Consider the following 23,133-nt stretch of genomic DNA (forward strand, 5'->3'; position numbering starts at 1 on the left):
ACTCCTTTCATCCACTTAAAAAAAGCAGATCAAAAAACTACTTCTTTTTGAAACGTCCTTTTGTTAAATTTCGCTTACGGTCACGGTGAAGAATAAACCCACCGATGAACGCAATACCTCCAATTACAAACAAAAGACCTACAATTCCTTGAACAGCTACATGTAAAAAAATCGGGTGAAAAACATTAAAAAGAGCGTCTCTTATTAATTTTATCCCAATTACAGCCATAATACCTGGCATTACTAATATTAATAATGCAATTAATCGCATATCTCGGTCTCCTTTATTCTAAATCCTTCCCTAGTATACCAAAACACCTATAACCTGAAAACTAAGCCGGCTATTGCTAATTTATGCAGAATAATGTACGATTAAATTACGCAAAATATTGCAGGGTGTGATCATTATGAAGCGGGTATTAATTGTTGGAGCCGGTAAAGGCGGAACAGCTTTATTAAAAATTTTGCATGATAGTGATCAGCTTACCGTTGCTGCGGTAATTGATCATAATCCCGGTGCTGAAGGTTTAACAATTGCTGAGAATTTAGGAATTGAAACAGGCGATGAGTGGCGGTCATACATACATAAAAATATTGATATCGTCATTGAAGCTACAGGTTCTGAAAAAGTGTTTGAGCAGTTACGCAAGGCTCGACCGGCTGAAACTGTAGTTATTCCTGGGTCAGTGGCCTATATTATTTCGGAGCTGTTAGAAGAAAAAGAAGGATTATTAAGGAAATTAAAAGATCAGACGAATAACCAGAATTTAATTTTAAACAGCATCCATGACGGTATGGTTGTCATCGATAAAAATGCTAATGTAACATTTCTTAATCAGAGTGGAGAAAAGATTGTGGGAAGAAACCGGGAAGAAGTGGTTGGACAGCACATAAATCATGTGATTCCAGCTTCCGGACTGCCTTTGCTGCTTACTACGAGAACGAAAGAAATAAACAGAGAGCTTTTGCTTGAAAACGGCCGGAAGGTAATCACTACAAGAATTCCGCTGATTGGATCTAATGATAATGTTATCGGTGCTTACGCTGTATTTAAAGATATTACAGAAATCGTAGGCTTGGCTGAAGAAATCACGGACTTAAAAGAAGTAAAAACAATGCTTGAAGCGATTATTCATTCTTCGGATGAAGCGATTTCTGTTGTAGACGAAATTGGAAGCGGTTTAATGATAAACCCTGCCTATACGAGAATCACTGGCTTAAAAGAAAGTGATATTGTAGGCAAACCGGCAACTGTTGATATATCCGAAGGAGAAAGCATGCACCTTAGAGTACTGAAGACACGACGTGCGGTAAGAGGGGCGAGAATGAAAGTTGGACCTTTAAAAAAAGAGGTTCTTGTCAATGTAGCTCCCGTCATCGTAGATGGAAAGCTCAAAGGAAGTGTAGGTGTCCTTCACGATGTTAGTGAAATTCAGTCATTAACATCAGAACTTAAGAGAGCACGGCAGATTATTAGAAATTTAGAGGCTAAATATACATTTGCTGATATAACCGGGGATTCTCAAGAACTGACGCTTGCATTAGAACAGGCGAGAGTCGGAGCAAAGACGCCTGCGACTGTGTTGTTAAGGGGAGAATCAGGTACGGGAAAAGAATTATTTGCTCATGCCATCCATAATGAGAGCAATCGGAGGCATAATAAATTTATCCGGGTGAATTGTGCAGCGATTGCAGAATCGCAGATAGAGAGTGAACTATTCGGTTACGAAGAGGGCGCTTTTGCAGGTGCTAAACAAGGCGGAAAAAAAGGTTATTTTGAAGAGGCAAATAACGGAAGTATTTTTCTCGATGAGATTGGTGACTTGACGCTGCCGATGCAGGCAAAACTGCTTAGAGTCCTGCAGGAGAAGGAGATCGTAAGGATTGGCGGCACAAAGCCGATTTTGGTCGATGTCCGGGTAATAGCGGCTACGAACGTTAATCTTGAAAAAGCCATCATGCAAAAGACTTTTAGAGAAGATCTATATTATCGGCTGAATCGTCTGCCCATATATATTCCTCCGCTTAGAGAACGGAAGGGAGATTTAACCCCATTAACTAAACATTTAATTCAAAAATTAAATGAGGATTATGGGCGGAATGTTAAATCAATTGATGAGGAAGCTTTTACTAAACTCTGTGAATATGACTGGCCGGGCAATGTTCGTGAGCTTGAGAACGTCATTGGCCGGGCGATGATCTTTATGGAGCATCAGGAGGAAGTGATTAAGAAAACTCATCTTCCTGCACTTACTTCATTCTATGATTCACAGAGAGAAGGCCCCATATGGTTTGGCGGATCTCTTCAGGAGGCCGTAGATGAATATGAAAAGGGCTTGCTGGCAGATGCCTTTAAGACTCACGATTTTAATAAAACACAGACAGCTAAAGCGCTCGGCATATCGATACGGAATCTTTATTATAAGCTTGATAAATACAATTTAAATAAAGAAAACATGCAAGGATTTTCATAAGGTACAGGAGTTGAGGGTATGAGAAAATTACAGGAATTGATTGACCGTCTGAAGGGCCATAACGTTAGAAGGGTAGCCATTGCTCAAGGAGCAGATGAAGAAGTGCTAACAGCTGTCAAACAAGCAATCGAAATAGAGATGGCAGCTTTCTTACTAATAGGTGACAAAGACAGCATCACAGAAGCAGCACAAAAAGTGGGACTGGATCTGCAGCATCCTTTTATACAGGTTAAGCACTGTGAAGTATCTGAAGCTTCCATTGAAGCAGTGAAGGCAGTAAAAGCCAAGGAAGCCGAAGTAGTTATGAAAGGTAAAGTGGATACGAAAACCCTGCTTAAAGCTGTTCTGCATAAAGAGAGCGGGTTAAGAGGGAAAAGAGTGTTGTCTCATGTAGCCTTGTTTGAAATCCCCAATCAGGATCGGTTAATATTTTTGACGGATTCTGCTATGAATATGAGTCCTACTTTAGAAGAAAAAGTACAAATTATTAACAATGCAGTCGAGGTGGCAGTCAAATGTGGCTGGGAGAAACCTAAGGTAGCCCCGCTGGCAGCAGTAGAGGTTATTAACCCGGCAATGCAGGCCACGCTTGATGCGGCAGCACTTTCTCAAATGAATCGAAGAGGCCAGATTACTCAATGCATCATCGATGGACCTCTTGCTTTTGATAATGCAGTAAGTATGAAAGCAGCCAGCCAGAAAGGCATTGATTCAGAAGTGGCAGGATCATCTGATATACTTTTGGCCCACTCTATTGAAGCAGCCAATTCTTTGTATAAATCTTTTATCTATTTTGCCGATGCAAAAGTAGCGGCAGTAATCAGTGGAGCGGAGGCTCCGATCGTATTAACTTCAAGATCAGACACAGCAGAAAGTAAATTATATTCATTAGCGTTAGCATTAAATTATAGTTCAAATTAGGAGGAATCACCAATGGAGATTTTTGAATACATGAGCAAATATGACTACGAACAGTTAGTAATGTGCCACGATAAGGAATCTGGTTTAAAGGCGATTATCGCAATTCACGACACTACACTCGGCCCAGCTCTTGGCGGTACAAGAATGTGGACGTATGCATCAGAGGAAGCAGCTATCGAAGATGCCCTTCGCCTGGCAAAAGGGATGACGTACAAAAACGCAGCAGCAGGGTTAAACCTCGGCGGTGGTAAAACGGTAATTATCGGGAATCCTAAAGAAGATAAAAATGAAGCAATGTTCAGAGCTTTTGGCCGCTATATTCAAGGCTTAAACGGTCGATACATTACAGCAGAGGACGTGGGTACAACAGAACAGGATATGGACATTATTCATGAGGAAACGGATTATGTAACGGGAATTTCACCTGCATTTGGATCTTCAGGAAATCCTTCTCCAGTAACAGCTTATGGAGTATACCGGGGGATAAAAGCAGCAGCGAAAGAAGGCTTCGGCACAGATTCATTAGAAGGCAAAACAATTGCTGTCCAAGGTGTAGGAAATGTAGCATTTACTCTGTGCCGTCATTTACACGAAGAAGGAGCAAGGCTGATCGTTACTGATATTAATAAAGAAGCTGTTAATCGAGCAGTCGAAGAATTTGGTGCAACAGCTGTGGAACCTGATGAGATTTACAGTGTCGATTGTGATATTTATGCTCCTTGTGCACTCGGAGCCACTATAAATGATCAAACACTCGAGCAGCTAAAGGCGAAAGTAATTGCTGGAGCAGCGAACAACCAGCTTAAAGAAACCAAGCATGGCGATATTCTTCATGAAAGAGGTATCGTGTATGCACCGGATTATGTAATTAACGCAGGCGGGGTAATTAATGTTGCAGATGAACTGCATGGCTATAATAAAGAGAGAGCTATGAAACGTGTAGAATCAATATATGATAATGTTGCCCGTGTATTTGAAATTTCTAAAAGAGATCAAATTCCAACATATAAAGCGGCAGACCGGATGGCTGAGGAAAGAATTGAACAGATGCGTCATTCCCGCAGCCAATTCCTTCAAAACGGCCATCACATTTTAAGCAGAAGATAAGTGGAGGATTAGATCGTGCAATTACACAGAATTTTAGTAATTAATCCTGGTTCGACCTCTACGAAAATTGGTGTATTTGAAAATGAGCAGGAAGTATTTGAAAAAACCATTCGCCATACCGTAGATGAAATTAATCAGTTTAATAATATTATCGACCAATATGAATTTAGAAAAGAAGTTATACTGTCTCAGCTCGATAATGAAGGAATTAATATTAGCAAGCTTAGTGCTGTATGCGGACGTGGAGGATTGCTGCGTCCAATCGAAGGAGGCACATACGAAGTTAATGAAGCAATGCTTGAAGACTTGAAGAACGGTTATAACGGAGAGCATGCCTCTAACCTCGGCGGCATTATCGCTCATGAGATTGCTAAAGGGCTTAATATCGGTGCCTATATTGTAGACCCTGTTGTCGTAGATGAACTCCAGGACTTAGCAAGAATCTCAGGAGTACCTGAAATTCCAAGAAAGAGCATTTTTCATGCGCTGAACCAAAAAGCCGTAGCACGCAGAACCGCATCGGATTTAGGCATCAGCTATAAAGATGCCCGTCTGATTGTCGTTCATATGGGCGGGGGAATAACCGTAGGTGCTCATAGGGAAGGACGGGTAGTGGATGTAAACAACGGGCTTCACGGCGATGGTCCTTTTTCTCCTGAAAGAGCAGGTACAGTGCCGGCCGGTGATTTAATCTCCATGTGCTACTCAGGACAGTACTATCGAAATGAGATGATGAAAAAACTGGTTGGTCAAGGGGGATTAATGGCTTATCTTGATACGAATGATGCGATAGAAGTAGAAAAGATGATCAAACACGGAGATCAGAAAGCCAAGGTGATCTATGATGCTATGGCTTATCAGGTTGCTAAAGAAATAGGCAGCATGAGTGCTGTGCTTGAAGGCCACATTGATGCCATTTCGTTGACCGGCGGATTGGCTTATGGGAAAAAGTTTGTAGAAGAAATTAAGAAAAGAGTAAGCTGGATTGCAGATGTGCTCGTCTACCCTGGCGAAAATGAGCTTGAAGCTCTTAACGAGGGGACACTTCGAGTATTAAATAAAGAAGAGCTGCCAAAGAACTATCCTAATTTTGCAGAATAAAAAGGAGTCGTGAACGATGCCTGATGAATATGATTTAGTCGTACTTGGCGGGGGGACTGGCGGTTATGTAGCAGCCATTCGCGCGTCAAAGCTCGGGTTAAAAGTTGCAATAGTCGAAAAGAGAGAAATGGGAGGCACTTGTCTTCATAGAGGCTGTATACCTTCTAAAGCGCTGTTAAGAAGTGCGGAAGTTTTTCGACAAACGAAAGAAGCGGATGCATTTGGCATAACGGTAGAAACTCCAATACTTAATTTTTCTAAAGTGCAGGAACGGAAGCAGGCAATCGTTGATACGTTACATAAAGGCGTGCAAGGATTGATGAAGAAAGGAAAGATCGATATGTTTGAAGGCTTTGGAAGGATCCTTGGCCCTTCGATCTTTTCTCCATCGGCAGGAACCATTTCTGTTGAATTAAACAGCGGTGAAGAAAATGAAATGATAGTGCCAAAAAATGTCCTTATAGCTACAGGTTCCAGCCCAAAAACACTTCCGGGATTGGAAATAGACGGTGAGTATATTATGACTTCCGATGAGGCCCTTCATATGAAAGAATTGCCCGACACTATGATTATCGTGGGTGGCGGTGTTATCGGAATTGAATGGGCATCAATGTTGGCAGATTTTGGGGTTGACGTAACGGTGCTGGAGTATCTTCCAGGTATTCTTCCGACAGAAGATGAAGAAATTGCCAAGGAAATGCGAAAGCAGATAAGCAAAAAAGGAGTCAACATTGTAACAGACGCAAAAGTGCTCACAGACACACTTAAAAAGGATGGACAAGTATCTATCGAGGCAGAAGTAAACGGGGAAAACAAGCTATTTCAGGCGGACCGCATGCTCGTTTCTGTAGGACGTTCTGCAAATGTGTCAAACATTGGACTTGAAAATACCGATATAGAAGTAGAAAATGGTGTTATTAAGACCAACCAATATTACCAGACAAAAGAATCCCATATTTATGCGATCGGTGATGTTATCGGAGGAATGCAGCTGGCTCACGTAGCATCACATGAAGGCATAACAGCTGTAGAACATATGGCAGATAAAAATCCTCATCCTATGGATTATGACCAGGTACCAACTTGTATTTATTCAAGCCCGGAAGTTGCGAGTGTAGGATTAACACAAAAGCAGGCCGAAGAACAAGGATATGAAGTAAAGGTTGGCAAGTTTCCATTTAAAGCCATAGGTAAAGCTTTAGTTTTTGGAGAAACAGATGGTTTTGTTAAGATTATAGCCGATAAAAAGAGCGATGATTTGCTGGGTGTTCATATGGTCGGTCCGCATGTGACAGATATGATTTCAGAAGCAGGTCTGGCTAAAGTACTAGATGCTACACCTTGGGAAATTGCAGAAAGCATACATCCACATCCAACGCTTTCAGAAGCCATTGGAGAAGCTGCAATGGCAGTAGACGGCAATCAAATACATGGTTAATTAATGAAGGAGGGATTCCTGTGGCTGAGAACCGCCATAAATCATTAGGCTTAAGTGATGAAAGAGTATTAGAAATGTTTCGAACGATGCTGCTTGCAAGAAAAATAGATGAACGTATGTGGCTTCTGAACCGTTCGGGAAAGATTCCGTTTGTCATCTCTTGTCAGGGTCAGGAAGCTGCCCAGGTTGGCGCATCTTTTGCATTAGATCTTGAAAAGGATTATGCTCTGCCCTACTACCGGGATATGGGGGTAGTCCTTGCTTTTGGAATGACGGCAAAAGATTTAATGCTGTCAGGATTTGCGAAAGCAGAAGATCCTAACTCAGGAGGACGCCAAATGCCTGGACACTTCGGCCAGAAGGAGAACCGGATTGTAACAGGATCCTCGCCAGTTACTACTCAAGTTCCACATGCGGTGGGAATTGCTCTCGCAGGCAAAATGGAGAAAAAAGATTTTGTAACTTTTGTCACTTTTGGTGAAGGTTCTTCCAACCAGGGAGACTTTCATGAAGGTGCGAACTTCGCAGGTGTTCACAAGCTGCCTGTCATATTTATGGTAGAAAACAATAAATATGCTATTTCTGTTCCGGTATCCAAGCAGCTGGCCTGTGAAAAAGTATCAGACCGTGCTATAGGATATGGAATGCCTGGCCATACAGTAGATGGAAATGACCCTCTTGCTGTTTACGCAGTTGTAAAAGAAGCAGCAGACAGGGGACGCAGGGGTGAGGGACCGACTTTAATTGAAGCCGTTTCTTACCGTCTTACTCCTCATTCCAGTGATGATGATGACCGCACATACCGTGAACGTGACGAAGTTGCTGAGGCTAAGAAAAAGGATTCTATTGTAACTTTTGCCAACTACTTAAGAGAGCAGAAGATTCTTACAGAGGAAAAAGAGGCAGAATTAAATAAAGAATTGGATGACTTAGTAAATGAGGCAACAGAATATGCGGAAAATGCAGCATACGCTGAAGCTGAATCTGCAATGAATTATGTATATGAAGAGTAAGGAGGGGACTTTTGCATGGCTGTAATTTCTTATATTCAAGCTGTTACCCAAGCATTAAAGGAAGAAATGGAGCGAGATGAGAAAGTATTCGTACTTGGAGAAGATGTAGGAAAAAGAGGCGGGGTTTTCCGTGCCACAGATGGATTATATGACCAGTTTGGTGAAGATCGTGTGTTAGATACACCATTGGCTGAATCAGCGATTGCCGGAGTAGGTATTGGTGCAGCAATGTATGGCATGCGTCCGGTAGCTGAGATGCAGTTTGCCGACTTTATTCTGCCTGCAGTGAACCAAATTATCTCTGAAGCTGCGAAAATTAGATACCGCTCCAACAATGACTGGTCTGTGCCAATGACCATACGTGCTCCTTATGGAGGAGGAGTTCATGGGGCTCTTTACCATTCTCAGTCCGTTGAAGCTATATTTGCCAGCCAGCCTGGACTTAAAATTGTCATGCCTTCCACACCATATGATGTTAAAGGACTGCTGAAAGCATCGATACGGGATAATGATCCTGTTCTGTTTTTTGAACATAAGCGGGCTTATCGCTTAATTAAGGGTGAAGTTCCTGATGAGGATTATACACTTCCTATAGGTAAAGCTGATGTGAAAAGAGAAGGCTCTGATATAACGGTTATTACCTACGGTTTATGTGTGCATTTTGCTCTGCAGGCAGCTGAAAAGCTAGCAGAAGAAGGTATTGATGCTCATATCTTAGATTTAAGAACGGTGTATCCTCTTGATAAAGAAGCGATCATTGAGGCGGCTTCAAAAACTGGGAAAGTACTCCTTGTCACAGAAGATAATAAAGAAGGCGGGATAATCTCAGAAGTATCAGCGATTATCAGTGAAAACTGCCTGTTTGACCTGGATGCACCTGTAAAACGTCTTGCCGGACCTGATGTACCTTCAATGCCTTATGCTCCAACAATGGAAAAATATTTCATGATGAATCCTGATAAAGTAGAAAAAGCTATGCGAGAACTTGCGGAATTTTAATAGAAGGAGGAGCTGCCCGTGGGATTAGAAAAAATCAATATGCCTCAGCTTGGTGAAAGTGTAACCGAAGGAACTATAAGTTCCTGGCTCGTTCAGCCCGGCGATCAAGTAAAGAAGTATGATCCAATTGCAGAGGTAATGACAGATAAAGTAAATGCAGAAGTTCCGTCTTCATTTACAGGGACGATCAAAGAAATTATAGCTAAAGAAGATGAAACTATCGCTGTCGGAGAACTAATGTGTTATATCGAAGTTGAAGGGGCAGGCTCGGAAAAACAGGAAGACAAGGAATCAAAAGCCGAACCCGTAACGGAAGACCCTGTCTCTGAACCGAAAGAGCAGAAGGATAAGAAAAAACAGCCGGCAGCAAGTAAAGACAGTAAAAAGAGATATTCTCCAGCGGTTATGACACTTGCCCAGGATCATGATATCGATCTGCAGCAGGTGGAAGGATCGGGACGCGACGGGAGAATAACGAGAAAAGATATTGAAAAAATAATCGCCAGCGGTGAAATGCCTAAATCCGAAGCTCAACCGGCCCAGCATCAACCTGAAGAAGTAAGTGAACCTTCTGCACCTGTAGAAAAAACTTCTGCTGGTGTTCAGACTGAGAATGGAGACATCGAAATCCCGGTAACGGGTGTACGAAAAGCGATTGCCAACAATATGGTGAAGTCCAAAACTGAAATCCCTCACGCCTGGATGATGGTTGAAGCGGATGTGACAGGTCTTGTAGAGCTTAGGAATTCACTCAAAAATGAATTTAAACAAAAAGAAGGCTTCAGCCTGACATTTTTCTCGTTTTTCGTCAAAGCTGTGTCTCAAGCTTTAAAAGAATATCCACAGTTAAACAGCATGTGGGCGGGAGATAAGATTATCCAGCGAAAAGCAATTAATTTAAACATTGCTGTAGCAAAGGAAAATGAATTGTTTGTTCCAGTTATTAAAAACGCGGATGAGAAGAGCATTAAAGGAATTGCAAAAGATATTACCGATCTGGCTGCTAAGGCACGCCAGGGCAAGCTTACTTCTAAGGACATGGAAGGTGGAACGTTTACCGTTAATAATACGGGGTCCTTCGGTTCGGTTCAGTCCATGGGGGTTATTAATCACCCGCAAGCTGCCATTCTTCAGGTAGAATCCATCGTGAAGAAACCTGTCTACCAGAACGGTATGTTTGGAGCAAGAGATATGGTTAACCTCTGTCTTTCACTTGATCACCGAATACTTGACGGTTTAGTTGCAGGGAACTTCCTGGCAAGGGTTAAAGAGATACTGGAGAATATGAGTAAAGAGAATATATCAGTTTATTAAGAGGCTGGAATAGAAGCCCGACTGATTAAAACACGTGAGATCAGATATGAAAATCTTGATTTCACGTGTTTTTATGTTTATTAGCACAGTAATTGAGATCTTAGGGGTGAGGTCAATTATTTATTTCAAGAAGGAATTTCCTTTCTTTTAAGTTAAGTTAGCTGATTTCCTTTCATAACAAACCTTTTTGCCCTCTATACAAATCATTCCCCTGCCTTTAAACTGAAGCTAATTCATTTTAAAAAAAGGGGGAGTTTTTATGACAGCTGAAAAAAAGCAGAAGAACGAAAAGCCATCTTCATTTAAAACAATGGAGGAAGAAGTGGAATACCTTCGGATGGAGAATGCTTATTTAAAACAGTTAAATGCCATAGTAGAAGAAGAAAAACAAAAGACTTTGAATAATAAGAAATCCAGGTGGCATTTGTAACGGTACTTGGCTTTAAACCAACTGTATTTCCAGATTACTTTAAAAGGAATGTTACAAAAAAGAATTCTCGTATCACTTAAATTGAAAGCCTTAAAAAAACTTGGTAAACTGTGGATAGTACTTAAAGAAAAGGGGCCATTTACATGGATTTTAATATTTATATGAATGATGTTGTAAGTAAAGCCAGAGAAGAAATTACTCAAGCTGGTTATCAGGAATTAACAACACCTGAAGAAGTAGATCAAGCATTAAATAAAGAAGGAACTACGTTAGTTATGATTAATTCAGTTTGCGGCTGTGCTGGTGGAGTTGCGCGTCCGGCAGCAGCACACGCGGTCCATTACGATAAACGACCTGATCAGCTTGTTACTGTTTTTGCGGGACAGGACAGAGAAGCTACAGAGAGAGCGCGTGAGTACTTTGAAGGTTATCCGCCATCATCCCCATCTTTTGCTCTATTAAAAGACGGCAAGATTCAAACTATGGTGGAAAGACATGATATTGAAGGTTTTGAACCTATGGAAGTGATTGGTAAACTACAGCGCAATTTTGAAGAATACTGTGAGGAATTGTAAGAAATAATGAAAATGTGGGGATCTTTGTTCTACACAAAGGTCCTCTTTTCTTTCGTAGACGAGGTGAAAAAATTCATTGAAAATAGGTTATAGAACGGTTAAGACGGCGATCGGAACTCCTCTGGCCATATGGATCGCTCAGCTTTTGGAACTGGAGAATTTTGCTTCAGCTGGGATTTTGACGATTCTATGTATCCAGATTACAAGAAAACGTTCCTTTCTATCCGCATGGCATCGGTTTGCCGCTTGCGTTATCGCCATGGTCTATTCTTTTTTATTTTTTGAACTATTAGGATATAATCCTATATCCATAGGGCTTATGCTATTTTTATTTATTCCTACTACTGTATGGTTAAAGGTGACTCCGGGTATTGTTACGAGCTCGGTTATTATCCTGCATCTATATTCAGCACAGGCGATTGGCCTGTCTATTATATGGAATGAACTGCTTTTGATCACTGTTGGGATCGGAACAGCTTTATTATTAAATGTATATATGCCGAGTCTTGAAAGCAAGCTTGAAAGTTACCAAAAGGACATCGAGGAAAATTTCTCTGTCATCCTAAAAGAAATCGCAAGCTTCCTTCGGGATGGAAACGAAGGATGGACAGGAAAAGAAATTACCGAAACAGCAGCATTAATAGAAGAAGCGAAGTCTATGTCCTTTCGTGACGTAGAGAACCATTTGTTAAGAAGCCATAATCCTTATTATCATTACTTTCATATGAGAACAAAGCAATTTGAGCTGCTTGAGCGCATGCTTCCTTTAGTCACCCGGATTTCTGGCACTCATGAGAATTCAGTGAAAATTGCCGAATTTTTTGAAGAGCTGTCTGAAGGAGTAAATCCAGGAAATACGGCATTAATTTACTTAAGGAAACTAAAAGAATTAAGAGAATCATTTAGAGATAAGGATCTGCCGGCAACGAGAGAAGAGTTTGAAATTCGGGCAAGTTTGTTCCATCTGCTCAATGAAATTGAACAATATTTAATTATAAAACGCTCATTTAAAAAGAGTGATGTATAGGAGCCGATCGAAAGAGGGATACTTTGAAAAAAGGATGACCCGCTCATGCTTCTGCTCCAGACAATGATGTTGTTTTTCTCTTTGTTTGTACCTCCTGTCGTCACAGGAGAAACGCTTACGATCGTAAATAAATCGACCCATGAACTGGTGGTTTATCAGTATGGAGAACAAATCTATAAAGCTGAAGTATCCACAGGCAAGACGGAGGAACTGACACCGGAAGGGGAATTTACGTTCAAAGTAAAAGCTGTCGATCCATATTATCGAAAAAAGGATATCCCGGGAGGCCATCCTGATAACCCGTTAGGCAGCCGCTGGATAGGGTTTGATGCTAAAGGCTCAGACGGCAGGATTTATGGTGTACATGGAACGAATCGGCCATCATCGATCGGCAAGTCTGTTTCCGCTGGATGTATTCGTATGAATAATAAGCAGGTAGAAAAGCTCTATACAATTGTAGAAGAAGGTTCAAAAGTAATTATTGTAAAAGATAATTCAAACTATGAAGAGATTTATAACAGCTGGGAAAGAAAACAATGGGACGCTATGTTCTCACAAGTTTTATCGAAAGAAAAACCGAGAGCCTGAAAAAGGCTCTCGGTTTTGTTTTATAAGCGCCGATTTACAAAAAGAAGCTTGCGCCTGCCAGAAGGCTTGATAAAAACATAGACAGAATCATTAAATAAATAATAATTTTCATCCGTTTTTCACGTTTTGATTTTTTCTTAGCCAAGGTATAAAACCTCCTTCGTCACCTACTAACGTTATTTTAAAGGAATTCTAACATTTGGACAAGGGGGAGGAATAGTTTAAAATAAAATTGTGAATTTCAATAATATTTTGAAACGTAAGCGCTTTATATATGTGTTATCCTAGAAATAGACCTTTATTAAGGGGGCAGTATTATGAATGAAGCTACAGGAAAAACAGGCAAAGAAAAATGGAAAGAGGATATTCTAAAAATCACTAAGAGATTTCCGGAAAGAAAAGATAAGTTTCAGACAAGTTCTGAAATCTTAATTGACAGCTTATACAGTCCGGAGGCTCCTGATACAGGTTACGAAGAGAAGCTTGGTTATCCTGGTCAATATCCATATACGAGAGGCATCCAGCCAACGATGTACAGAAGCCGTTACTGGACGATGCGGCAATATGCCGGATTTGGTTCAGCTAAAGAAACGAATAATCGTTTCCGTTACCTGCTTAAGCAGGGCCAGACAGGCTTATCAGTTGCTTTTGACCTGCCAACACAAATTGGTTATGATTCTGATGACCCTATGGCTGAAGGAGAGGTCGGTAAAGTAGGAGTGGCGATAGACTCTCTTGAGGACATGGAAACGCTTTTTAATCAAATTCCGCTTGATCAAGTAAGCACATCGATGACGATTAATGCACCCGCCTCCATATTACTGGCCATGTATATTGCAGTTGGCGAAAAGCAGGGAGTGTCTCCTGAAAAGCTGACAGGAACGATTCAGAACGATATTTTAAAAGAGTATATTGCGAGGGGTACATATATTTATCCGCCAAAACCATCTATGCGCTTAATTACTGATATCTTTGCTTACTGTCAGGAGAACCTGCCAAAATTTAATACGATTAGTATTTCCGGTTATCATATCCGTGAAGCTGGGTCAACGGCCGTTCAGGAAGTGGCATTTACCATTGCTAACGGTATGGCTTATGTAGATGCGGCAATTGAAGCGGGTTTAGAAGTAGACCAGTTTGCTCCTCGTCTCGCTTTCTTCTTCAATGCACACAACCAGTTCTTTGAAGAAGCAGCTAAATTTAGAGCCGCCCGAAGAATTTGGGCAAAAATAATGAAAGAACACTATCAGGCAGCAGATCCTAAGAGCTGGAAGATGCGCTTTCATACTCAGACAGGAGGCAGCACCCTGACAGCTCAGCAGCCAGATAATAATATCGTTCGGGTAACTGTTCAGGCTTTAGCAGCCGTTATGGGAGGCACACAAAGTCTGCATACGAATTCCAGAGATGAAGCTTTAGCGCTTCCAACGGAGGATTCCGCACGTATTGCATTACGCACCCAGCAGATAATCGCCCAGGAAAGCGGTGTAGCTGATACAGTTGATCCCCTTGGTGGCTCCTATTATGTGGAAGCGCTCACAGACAAAATAGAAAAAGAAGCAGGGGAATACATCGATCGAATCCAAAAAATGGGCGGTGCCGTTCAAGCAGTTGAAGAAGGATATATGCAGAGGGAAATCCATCAGGCAGCCTATGATGCTCAAAAGCGAATTGAATCTAAAGAGGATATAGTAGTCGGCTTAAATGAATATAAGCTTGATGAAGAAATTAATCCCGACTTGTTAAGAGTAGACGAACAGTTGGAGCATGAACAAGTTGAAAAGACTAAACAAGTGAGAAACAGCCGTAATCAACAAAAAGTAGATGAATGTTTACGGAATTTAAAGAGAGCTTCAAACAGCCGTGAAAACGTCATGCCACATATTGTGGAAGCCGTAAAAGCATATGCAACTGTTGGTGAAATAGCTAATGTTTTCAGAAATGAGTTTGGAGAATATACGGGGATGTAGGAAGGTGACTAGGGAATGAAGCAACCAATACGGGTACTTATAGCAAAACCAGGACTGGATGGACATGATCGCGGCGCCCTTATTATCGCTCAGGCTTTGCGTGATAATGGAATGGAAGTTATTTATACGGGGCTGAGACAATCTCCTGTTCAAATCGCGAGGGCGGCTGTTCAGGAAGACGTCGATGTCGTTGGGCTGTCATCACTTTCAGGAGCCCATAAGTCTCTCTTTCCTAAAGTGGTGGACGCCCTTTCTAAAGAAAATGCATCAGATATTCCTGTCATTGGGGGAGGAGTAATTCCGGCAGAGGATATTCCCTTCCTGGAGGAGAGCGGGGTCCAGAAAGTCTTTACGAGCGGGACACCGACGGATGCGATTGCTGTTTATATCAAACAATTAATTCATAAGGAAACACCAGTGCCACCCAAAAAAATCTCTCATATTGGGATAGCGGTAAAACAAATTGAAACCGCATTGCCTTTTTATCAGCATACGCTCGGCCTGCAGCTTGAAGCGGTAGAAGAAGTTTCATCTGAGCAGGTAAGGGTTGCCTTTTTAAAAATTGGAGAAAGCAGGTTCGAGCTTCTCGAGCCGACGAGTGAAGAATCGCCGATACAAAGATTTATTGATAAAAGAGGAGAAGGAATTCATCACATCGCGCTAGAAGTGGATGATATTACTCTAAGGCTTAATCAATATGAAGAAGAAGGGGTTCCTCTCATTCATAAGGAACCTAAAAAAGGAGCACACGACAGCCAGGTGGCCTTTCTGCACCCCTCAGCTGCAGGAGGCGTTTTGTTTGAACTGTGTCAGCCAAAGCAGGAGGATTAGTTGAATGGATATTTATGATAAAATCAGCGAGTTATATGACAAAAGAAGACAGATCCAGCTCGGAGGTGGCGATGATCGGATTGACAAGCAGCATGAAAAAGGAAAGTGGACAGCCCGGGAACGGATTGAATATTTACTTGATGAAGAAACATTTATTGAATTAAATCCGTTTATCGAACACCGTCATGATGACTTCGGCATGAATGGCAAGCAGGCCCCAGGGGAAGGAGTGGTCACAGGGTTCGGTAAAATAAACGGGCGTCCTGTTTATTTATTTGCTCAGGACTTTACGGTTTTTGGCGGAGCGCTTGGTGAAATGCATGCGAAAAAAATCGCCGCGGTTATGGACTTAGCTGTAAAAAATGGCACCCCATTTATTGGTTTAAATGATTCAGGTGGAGCTAGAATCCAGGAAGGGGTTTCTTCTTTAGACGGTTATGGACAAGTCTTCTATCGTAATTCGATTTATTCTGGAGTCATTCCGCAGATAAGCGTTATAATGGGTCCCTGTGCGGGTGGAGCCGTATACTCTCCAGCTATTACAGACTTCGTAATTATGGTAGAAAAGACATCTCAAATGTTTATTACGGGACCTAAAGTTATCGAAACAGTAACCGGAGAAAAAATAAGCTCTGAAGATTTAGGCGGCGCACACATTCATAACACGTTAAGCGGGAATGCCCATATTAAAGCTGAAGATGAAGCTGCTGCTCTTGATGCTGTAAGAAACTTAGTGGGTTATCTTCCGTCAAACAGCAAAGAAAAACCTCCGCTTGCGGAAGTTCAAGAGGGCGAGGATTTGCGGCCTAATCTCGCAGATAAAGTTCCGTTTGATTCGATCCGCCCTTATGATGTCAGAAAAGTGATTGAAGAAGTAGCGGATGATCATTCATTTTTTGAAATTCATAAAGATTTCGCTAAAAATATCGTCGTCGGGTTTGCCAGGTTAAAAGGGCAGACAGTTGGGCTTGTAGCGAATCAGCCGAAATATATGGCTGGCGGCCTCGATATTAATTCAAGTGATAAAGCGGCCAGATTTATTAGATTCTGTGATTCCTTTAACATTCCGTTGATTACTTTTGAAGATGTCACCGGTTTTTTCCCTGGCATAAAACAGGAGCACGGAGGAATTATCCGGCATGGCGCTAAGATTTTATACGCTTATTCAGAAGCTACAGTACCAAAGCTGACCGTCATTACTCGTAAAGCTTACGGTGGAGCTTACGTAGCTTTAAATAGTAAATCTATCGGAGCAGACCTTGTGTTTGCATGGCCGAATGCAGAAATTGCGGTTATGGGTCCTGAAGGTGCAGCAAATATTATTTTTGCTAAGGAAATTGCCGAGAGCGATAAACCTGAAGAGACAAGACATGAGAAGATCAATGAATACAGAGAAAGATTCGCCAATCCTTATGTAGCCGCAGGACTTGGAATGGTCGATGACGTGATCGATCCGCGGGAAACAAGAGTGAAGCTTATCCAGGCCCTTGATATGCTCAAGGACAAACATGAAGAGCGTCCATATAAAAAACACGGAAATATTCCACTCTAATTGACAGGTCACAAACATTTAAGCTAACGTACTTAATGGAGTGATATTGAAAGGGGCCTTACTTTAATGGTGGAAATTAATAAAAAAAGAGTCTTAGAAGAATTTTTAGAGCTCGTACAAATTGATTCAGAGACAAAAGATGAAGGTAACATAGCGAAAGTATTAACGAAAAAGTTTGAAGACCTGGGTTTAGAAGTGCTCGAGGACGACGCTGAATCTGTCACAGAACATGGGGCAGGGAACTTGATTTGCAGTCTTAAAGGCAGTAAAGAAGGTGTAGACACCATCTATTTTACTTCCCATATGGATACAGTAGTACCGGGAAAAGGTGTAAAGCCTTCTGTGAAAGACGGGTATGTTGTAACTGATGGTACTACAATCCTCGGTGCGGATGATAAAGCAGGGATTGCTGCAATTCTTGAAGCCATTCGTACGCTAAAAGAGCAGAAAATTGAACATGGCGACCTGCAGTTCGTGATTACCGTGGGAGAAGAAAGTGGTCTTGTGGGTGCAAAAGCACTTGATCGTAAAAACTTAACAGCCAAGTACGGTTATGCCATCGACAGTGATGGGAAAGTTGGTAATATTATCGTTGCTGCACCGACACAGGCGAAGATTAAAGCGATTGTTAAAGGTAAAACAGCCCATGCAGGAGTTGCGCCTGAAAAAGGAATCTCCGCTATTACTCTTGCCTCAAAAGCCATTGCAAAAATGCCTTTAGGCCGTATTGATAAGGAAACTACAGCTAATATCGGGAGATTTGAAGGCGGACAGCAGACAAATATCGTTTGTGACCAAGTGGAAATTATTGCCGAAGCACGCTCTCTCGTAACAGAAAAAATGGAAGCACAAGTAGAAAAAATGAAAGAAGCCTTTACGGAAACTGCTGAAGAAATGGGTGGAGAAGTAGAGCTGGACATTCAAGTCATGTATCCCGGATTTAAGCATCAGGCTGGGGACCAGGTTGTTGAAGTAGCAAGAAACGCGGCTGGAAAAATCGGAAGAGACAGTGAACTTCTGACAAGCGGCGGAGGAAGCGATGCGAATATTATTGCTGGATTTGGTATCCCGACCGTTAACCTGGCCGTTGGATATGAAGAAATTCACACGACCAATGAAAGAATGCCCATTGAAGAGTTGGAAAAAGCGGCTGAGCTTGTAACTTCGATCATTGAGGAAGCAGCAAATCAGTAAAATCAAAAGAATTTCGCACCCCTCGGAAAAGGTTTATCCTCCGAGGGGTTATTTTTTCCCTGCTAGCCACATGCCTTTATGAACTGAAATATATATATGGTATAATTTAAGAACGAACGTTCGAAAAAAGGAAGGATTGCCATGACAAAGTGGTACCCGAAGAATGGACGGGTTATCTTTCACGTCGATATGAATAGTTTCTACGCTTCTGTTGAAATGGCGTACGATCCCTCTCTCAAAGGAAAACCGCTGGCCATTGCAGGTAATCCCGAGGAGCGGAGGGGGATAGTGGTTACGAGCAGCTATGAGGCGAGAAAATATGGTGTAAAAACCACAATGCCTGTTGGGGAAGCAAGGCGTCTTTGTCCGAGCTTAATTGTACGAAGGCCTAATTTTGAAAGATATAGAGCCGCCTCAAAGGAAATGTTTAAAATTTTATCCGAAGTGACAGAGATCATACAGCCGGTTTCCATTGATGAAGGCTATATGGATATAACAGACTGTCATGAAAAGGGATCGCCGCCTGAACTCGCCCAATATATACAGAACCGCATACATGATGAACTTGACCTTCCATGCAGCATTGGAATAGCTCCAAATAAATTCCTTGCTAAAATGGCATCAGATATGAAAAAACCAATGGGCATAACGATTTTAAGAAAAAGGGACCTCCGAGAAAAACTATGGGTGCTTCCAATTGAAGAAATGTATGGAGTTGGGGAAAAAACAGCAGAAAAGCTAAGAAAAATTAAAATAAACACTATTGGCAGTCTGGCTGAACATCCGGTGTTTGAACTAAAGCAGCTGCTCGGAATAAATGGAGAGCGCCTTAGAAACCGGGCAAATGGTATCGACAACCGGCCGGTAGACCCTGAAGCGGTCCACGAGTTTAAAAGTATTGGCACTTCCACAACCCTGGCAGAGGACACAAGTGATGACAACGAAATTCGCCAGGTGTTTAACAGGCTTTGTGCAAAAGTAGAAGCCCGGATGAAAAATAAGAAAGTTTTTGCAAGAAATGTGCAGATTACGATTCGTTACTATGACCGCCAGACAATAACTAGAAGCCGTCAGCTTACAGATTACATTAATACAAGAGAAAATCTTTTCCGAATGGCTCTTCAGCTATTTGATGAACATTGGAACCAGTCACCAGTACGATTGCTTGGAATTACTGCTCAGGATCTCGCCGAACAGACAGAAATCAGTCAGCAGCTTAACCTTTTCAGTTACGAAGAACATGCCAGGAAAGAGAAATTGTATAAGGCAGTTGATGACCTGAGTGAGAAGTTTGGGCCAGAAACGTTTAAAAAGCTGGCTGACAAAGCAGATACCAATATAACTACCAGCTTTCAAAAGGATTTTCTAGACGATTACAGAAAATAATAAGATAAGGGCTGTATTCTCATCCTCTTTGACTATGATAAAAAGAGAGGAGGCGGCCCCATGAAAACTATGATCCTAATTAAAAAGGCGCGAAATCATGAGATTCTGATTTCGCGCCTTTTTCATATGGAGAGAGTTATTATTCCAGCCTTTAATTTTAGCTGCGTTTAACGGCAGCGCGGACTTTATGGGCCGGTTTGTAAGTCTGATTAAACGATTCAAACAATTTTTCAAACTGCCTTAGGATATCTAATGCGAGTAAACCGTTTCCTTCTGCTGATTTAGGATAGCCAATCGGAACAGTACGCTTTACAAGCTGTGCAAACAATTCAGCTTCGGTGAATTTTCGTTTAAACTGTTTTTCTGAGATATTGGCCACTAAAGCTAAAGCTCCGGATATGTGTGGGGTAGCCATCGAAGTACCAGATAACTTTGCATATTTACTATCTAAATAGGTCGATAAAATATTTACTCCTGGAGCGACAATATCGATTTCATTATTAGTATTGCTGAAAGGAGCGATCTCTTTATCGAAATTAATGGCGCCAACCTGTATAACTTCATTATAAGCACCTGGATATGCTAATTCATCTGTGTCATGACGACCATCACCCTCATTCCCTGCTGCGCAGACAACGGAAATATTCTCATCAGTCGCCCTCTTTATAGCTTCATACAACTCTGGTATATCAGACGGTCCACCTAGAGACATGGAAATAGCCCGTACCTTTTCACCATTTTCGCCCTGCCAGTCAATCGCATAGTGAATTCCATCAATAATCCATTGATATTCTCCGCTGCCTTCTTCGCTCAATACTTTTATAATCAACAAGTCTGCAGAAGGAGCGACACCATAAACCCCGTTATCCTGCATAGGCGAAGCGGCGATTGTACCCGCTACATGCGTCCCGTGACCGTTATTATCTTCGTAATTGTTTGCATCTCCGTTATGATCATCTGTAAAATTTCTGCCGCCAATAATTCTCTCTTTTAGATCAGGGTGATCTGTCTGACACCCTGTATCAATAATCGCTATAACATTTCCTTTCCCTTGTTCTGCCTCTTTCCATACATCGGGAGCCTGAATTAAGTGGACACCTTCTGGAACTTCTGTAGTCGTTTCAAAGATTTCATCAATCTCATAAGGAATTAGTCTGATCTTACTCATTCATCTGCCTCCTTTTTAATTATCCCCATTGGACATAAATGGATGAAATGGGAGAACCCCGTAATTCTATTATAATTTAAGGAAAAGGCGAACACATGGTCTGAAAGAATGAATTTTCAAAAAAACATAAAAAAAGAGAAAACTTTTATGTGCGAGGATTGTAATGATTCTTTACATCCTTGTTAGGAATAATGAATGTTTGTGTTAGGTTTTCTGACATATGCGCTGACATTGTTAAAAAAATCCTTTATGATGTAATTAACCCAGATAGACGACGTAAGGCTGCACCCCTGATAGAAATTACTGATAAAGAGGAGGTATCTTATGGAAGATAATAGACAGACAAATCAGGTAGAAGAAAGCAGCTGGTTAATGGAAATTACGGAGCCTAACAAGCTGCGGAACGCCGTATATAAAATGAAACATTACTATATTACATCATTGATTGAAGCCGGTATCTTACAGCCTTCTAAGAATCACTACACTTCTTTTACTCTCAGTCAACTTAAATACATGGCAGAAAAAATGGAGCACCGGTCACCTCATGAATAAAATTCGTCAGGTAAAAGGAGTAAACTATGTCTTCTTATAAAGATAAAAAAGTCATAACCATTGGAATTGTAAATGAACTGACAGGGCTTTCCGCCCGAATGATTCGTTACTATGAGACTAGAGGATTGATTTTTCCTGACCGAACACCACGTGGTACAAGAAAGTATTCGTTTACAGATGTAGAACTTTTAATGGAGATAGCAGATAAGCGTGAAGAAGGTGTACAGACATATGAAATCAAGCAAGAGCTTAGGAATAGAAAGAAAGGAGTAAGGGATCATATGATCCGAGGCCAGTTAAATGCCCAGTTTAATATGAGAAAACATTAATAAAAGTACAATTCCTTTTAAGGAGTTGTGCTTTTGTTTTTAACCTGAGAGGGCGTTTTACTTAGCAAAGGTAATTTAAACGTTTATTTATTGTGTCTCTGACACAAAATTCAGGTCTAAAGATTGGTACGCCGACACGTTGCAGATAATCGACATTAATCGTTATAATTTTCTTAAGATTAAATAATCTACTTTCATAAAAAAGCCCTCATTGGTAATTGATTAGAAAGGGTGTGATGATCTTGGAAGCCATAAGTAAAAATTTCTTCTTGTTTCTCTCCAATAATAAGTTTTTAGATAAGTTTGCCAAACGTTTTGGAGCAAGATTTGGGGCTGACAAGATTGTAGGAGGAGAAACATTCTCCCATGCAATTCCAGTGATACAACAACTCAACCGTGACGGGCTTCATGTAACGGTAGATCACCTTGGTGAATTTGTAACTTCTGAAGTAGAAGCCAGAGAGCGGACTCATGGATGCATTGAATCTATTCATTCAATTGCTCATCATGAGCTTAACTCGGAGGTCTCTTTAAAACTGACCTCTCTTGGTCTGGATATCAATCGCGCACTTGTTATGGAAAATATGAAGCTTATTCTGGATGAGGCGAAAAAGTACAACATAACGGTAACCATTGATATGGAGGATTCAAGCCGTTGTGGAGATACGATAGAAATCTATAAAGAATTAAAACAGGATTATGAAAACTTAGGAACCGTTATCCAATCTTATCTGTATCGTTCTGAAGAAGATCTGGAAGCGCTTAATAGCTGCCAGCCTTATTTAAGGCTCGTAAAAGGTGCCTATAAAGAAACTGGAAAAGTCGCTTTTCTTGAAAAAGATCATGTCGATAAGAACCTTAGAAAACTGATAAAAGCAAATCTGCTAGGTGGACATTACACAGCAATAGGAAGCCATGATGATGCAATTATTGCTTATACTAAAGAATTTGCAGAGAAAAACGACATTTCAAAAGAGCAGTTTGAATTCCAAATGCTGTATGGGATGAGAAACGAAACTCAAAAGCAGCTAGTAAAAGAAGGATATAAAGTTCGTGTCTATCTGCCTTATGGGGAAGACTGGTACGGCTATTTTATGAGACGTTTAGCTGAAAGGCCGGCTAATGTGGCCTTTGCAATAAAAGGAATTTTTAGTAAATAACGAA

23 protein-coding genes are annotated in these 23,133 nt (G+C 41.2%); 20 read left to right on the top strand and 3 right to left on the bottom strand.

What is annotated here, in order from left to right; translation table 11 throughout:
- Positions 1 to 37: 37 nt before the first annotated feature.
- On the bottom strand, positions 38 to 271 hold the full coding sequence (locus tag B7E06_RS10275) for a DUF2627 domain-containing protein (protein ID WP_082233893.1): 234 nt from the start codon (positions 269 to 271) through the stop codon (positions 38 to 40).
- Positions 272 to 407: 136 nt separating this feature from the next.
- Here B7E06_RS10275 and B7E06_RS10280 point away from each other — a divergent pair, with 136 nt between their 5' ends.
- The 12 genes from B7E06_RS10280 (at position 408) to B7E06_RS10330 (ending at position 12,987) form a co-directional block, all read left to right on the top strand.
- The gene (locus B7E06_RS10280) at positions 408 to 2,474 is read left to right on the top strand and encodes a sigma 54-interacting transcriptional regulator (RefSeq protein ID WP_082233894.1); all 2,067 of its coding nucleotides are present in this window, start codon (positions 408 to 410) and stop codon (positions 2,472 to 2,474) included.
- Positions 2,475 to 2,492: 18 nt separating this feature from the next.
- Positions 2,493 to 3,395 (top strand): phosphate butyryltransferase, encoded by a 903-nt coding sequence (gene yqiS, locus B7E06_RS10285; RefSeq protein WP_082233895.1) that lies wholly within the window; start codon positions 2,493 to 2,495, stop codon positions 3,393 to 3,395.
- Positions 3,396 to 3,407: 12 nt separating this feature from the next.
- The gene (gene bcd / locus B7E06_RS10290; protein WP_082233896.1) at positions 3,408 to 4,502 is read left to right on the top strand and encodes a branched-chain amino acid dehydrogenase; all 1,095 of its coding nucleotides are present in this window, start codon (positions 3,408 to 3,410) and stop codon (positions 4,500 to 4,502) included.
- A 15-nt stretch (positions 4,503 to 4,517) separates the two neighbouring features.
- Positions 4,518 to 5,603, top strand: coding sequence for a butyrate kinase (buk, locus tag B7E06_RS10295; protein WP_179134037.1), 1,086 nt, complete (start codon positions 4,518 to 4,520; stop codon positions 5,601 to 5,603).
- A gap of 16 nt (positions 5,604 to 5,619) precedes the next feature.
- Positions 5,620 to 7,041, top strand: coding sequence for a dihydrolipoyl dehydrogenase (lpdA, locus tag B7E06_RS10300; RefSeq protein ID WP_082233898.1), 1,422 nt, complete (start codon positions 5,620 to 5,622; stop codon positions 7,039 to 7,041).
- A 74-nt stretch (positions 7,042 to 7,115) separates the two neighbouring features.
- Positions 7,116 to 8,054, top strand: a complete 939-nt coding sequence (locus tag B7E06_RS10305) for a thiamine pyrophosphate-dependent dehydrogenase E1 component subunit alpha (RefSeq protein WP_082235975.1) — start codon at positions 7,116 to 7,118, stop codon at positions 8,052 to 8,054.
- 15 nt (positions 8,055 to 8,069) lie between these two features.
- Positions 8,070 to 9,053 (top strand): alpha-ketoacid dehydrogenase subunit beta, encoded by a 984-nt coding sequence (locus tag B7E06_RS10310; RefSeq protein ID WP_082233899.1) that lies wholly within the window; start codon positions 8,070 to 8,072, stop codon positions 9,051 to 9,053.
- 18 nt (positions 9,054 to 9,071) lie between these two features.
- The gene (locus B7E06_RS10315; protein WP_082233900.1) at positions 9,072 to 10,367 is read left to right on the top strand and encodes a dihydrolipoamide acetyltransferase family protein; all 1,296 of its coding nucleotides are present in this window, start codon (positions 9,072 to 9,074) and stop codon (positions 10,365 to 10,367) included.
- 259 nt (positions 10,368 to 10,626) lie between these two features.
- Positions 10,627 to 10,797 (top strand): transposase, encoded by a 171-nt coding sequence (locus B7E06_RS21555; RefSeq protein ID WP_143414482.1) that lies wholly within the window; start codon positions 10,627 to 10,629, stop codon positions 10,795 to 10,797.
- 137 nt (positions 10,798 to 10,934) lie between these two features.
- Positions 10,935 to 11,372 (top strand): BrxA/BrxB family bacilliredoxin, encoded by a 438-nt coding sequence (locus B7E06_RS10320; protein WP_143414483.1) that lies wholly within the window; start codon positions 10,935 to 10,937, stop codon positions 11,370 to 11,372.
- A 76-nt stretch (positions 11,373 to 11,448) separates the two neighbouring features.
- Positions 11,449 to 12,399: an aromatic acid exporter family protein gene (locus tag B7E06_RS10325; protein WP_082233902.1), complete on the top strand. Its 951-nt coding sequence runs from the start codon at positions 11,449 to 11,451 to the stop codon at positions 12,397 to 12,399.
- Positions 12,400 to 12,444: 45 nt separating this feature from the next.
- Complete coding sequence (locus tag B7E06_RS10330; protein WP_082233903.1) at positions 12,445 to 12,987, top strand: L,D-transpeptidase; 543 nt, start codon at positions 12,445 to 12,447, stop codon at positions 12,985 to 12,987.
- Between the two features lie 34 nt (positions 12,988 to 13,021).
- Here B7E06_RS10330 and prli42 read toward each other — a convergent pair whose 3' ends face one another.
- A complete protein-coding gene (gene prli42, locus B7E06_RS21870; RefSeq protein ID WP_245807718.1) occupies positions 13,022 to 13,132 on the bottom strand; it encodes a stressosome-associated protein Prli42 in 111 nt (36 codons plus the stop codon).
- Positions 13,133 to 13,304: 172 nt separating this feature from the next.
- On the opposite strand from prli42, the gene B7E06_RS10335 reads away from it, so the two are divergent.
- The 5 genes from B7E06_RS10335 to B7E06_RS10355 all read left to right on the top strand — a co-directional run bounded on the left by B7E06_RS10335 (position 13,305) and on the right by B7E06_RS10355 (position 19,920).
- Positions 13,305 to 14,957 (top strand): acyl-CoA mutase large subunit family protein, encoded by a 1,653-nt coding sequence (locus B7E06_RS10335; RefSeq protein WP_082233904.1) that lies wholly within the window; start codon positions 13,305 to 13,307, stop codon positions 14,955 to 14,957.
- Between the two features lie 15 nt (positions 14,958 to 14,972).
- Positions 14,973 to 15,788: a methylmalonyl-CoA epimerase gene (mce, locus tag B7E06_RS10340; protein WP_082233905.1), complete on the top strand. Its 816-nt coding sequence runs from the start codon at positions 14,973 to 14,975 to the stop codon at positions 15,786 to 15,788.
- A 4-nt stretch (positions 15,789 to 15,792) separates the two neighbouring features.
- On the top strand, positions 15,793 to 17,340 hold the full coding sequence (locus B7E06_RS10345) for an acyl-CoA carboxylase subunit beta (RefSeq protein ID WP_082233906.1): 1,548 nt from the start codon (positions 15,793 to 15,795) through the stop codon (positions 17,338 to 17,340).
- Between the two features lie 66 nt (positions 17,341 to 17,406).
- Complete coding sequence (locus tag B7E06_RS10350; RefSeq protein ID WP_082233907.1) at positions 17,407 to 18,534, top strand: M20/M25/M40 family metallo-hydrolase; 1,128 nt, start codon at positions 17,407 to 17,409, stop codon at positions 18,532 to 18,534.
- 141 nt (positions 18,535 to 18,675) lie between these two features.
- Positions 18,676 to 19,920, top strand: a complete 1,245-nt coding sequence (locus B7E06_RS10355; RefSeq protein WP_082233908.1) for a DNA polymerase IV — start codon at positions 18,676 to 18,678, stop codon at positions 19,918 to 19,920.
- 157 nt (positions 19,921 to 20,077) lie between these two features.
- Here the strand turns inward: B7E06_RS10355 and B7E06_RS10360 are convergent, their stop codons facing one another.
- A complete protein-coding gene (locus B7E06_RS10360; protein ID WP_082233909.1) occupies positions 20,078 to 21,088 on the bottom strand; it encodes a S8 family peptidase in 1,011 nt (336 codons plus the stop codon).
- Between the two features lie 324 nt (positions 21,089 to 21,412).
- Between B7E06_RS10360 and B7E06_RS10365 the strand changes: the two genes are divergently transcribed.
- The 3 genes from B7E06_RS10365 to B7E06_RS10375 all read left to right on the top strand — a co-directional run bounded on the left by B7E06_RS10365 (position 21,413) and on the right by B7E06_RS10375 (position 23,129).
- On the top strand, positions 21,413 to 21,640 hold the full coding sequence (locus B7E06_RS10365) for a hypothetical protein (protein ID WP_082233910.1): 228 nt from the start codon (positions 21,413 to 21,415) through the stop codon (positions 21,638 to 21,640).
- 26 nt (positions 21,641 to 21,666) lie between these two features.
- The gene (locus B7E06_RS10370; protein ID WP_082233911.1) at positions 21,667 to 21,969 is read left to right on the top strand and encodes a MerR family transcriptional regulator; all 303 of its coding nucleotides are present in this window, start codon (positions 21,667 to 21,669) and stop codon (positions 21,967 to 21,969) included.
- A 242-nt stretch (positions 21,970 to 22,211) separates the two neighbouring features.
- The gene (locus B7E06_RS10375; protein ID WP_082233912.1) at positions 22,212 to 23,129 is read left to right on the top strand and encodes a proline dehydrogenase family protein; all 918 of its coding nucleotides are present in this window, start codon (positions 22,212 to 22,214) and stop codon (positions 23,127 to 23,129) included.
- The last annotated feature ends 4 nt before the right edge of the window (positions 23,130 to 23,133 follow it).

Source organism: Halobacillus massiliensis, assembly GCF_900166625.1.
Taxonomy (GTDB): Bacteria; Bacillota; Bacilli; order Bacillales; family Halobacillaceae; genus Halobacillus_A; species Halobacillus_A massiliensis.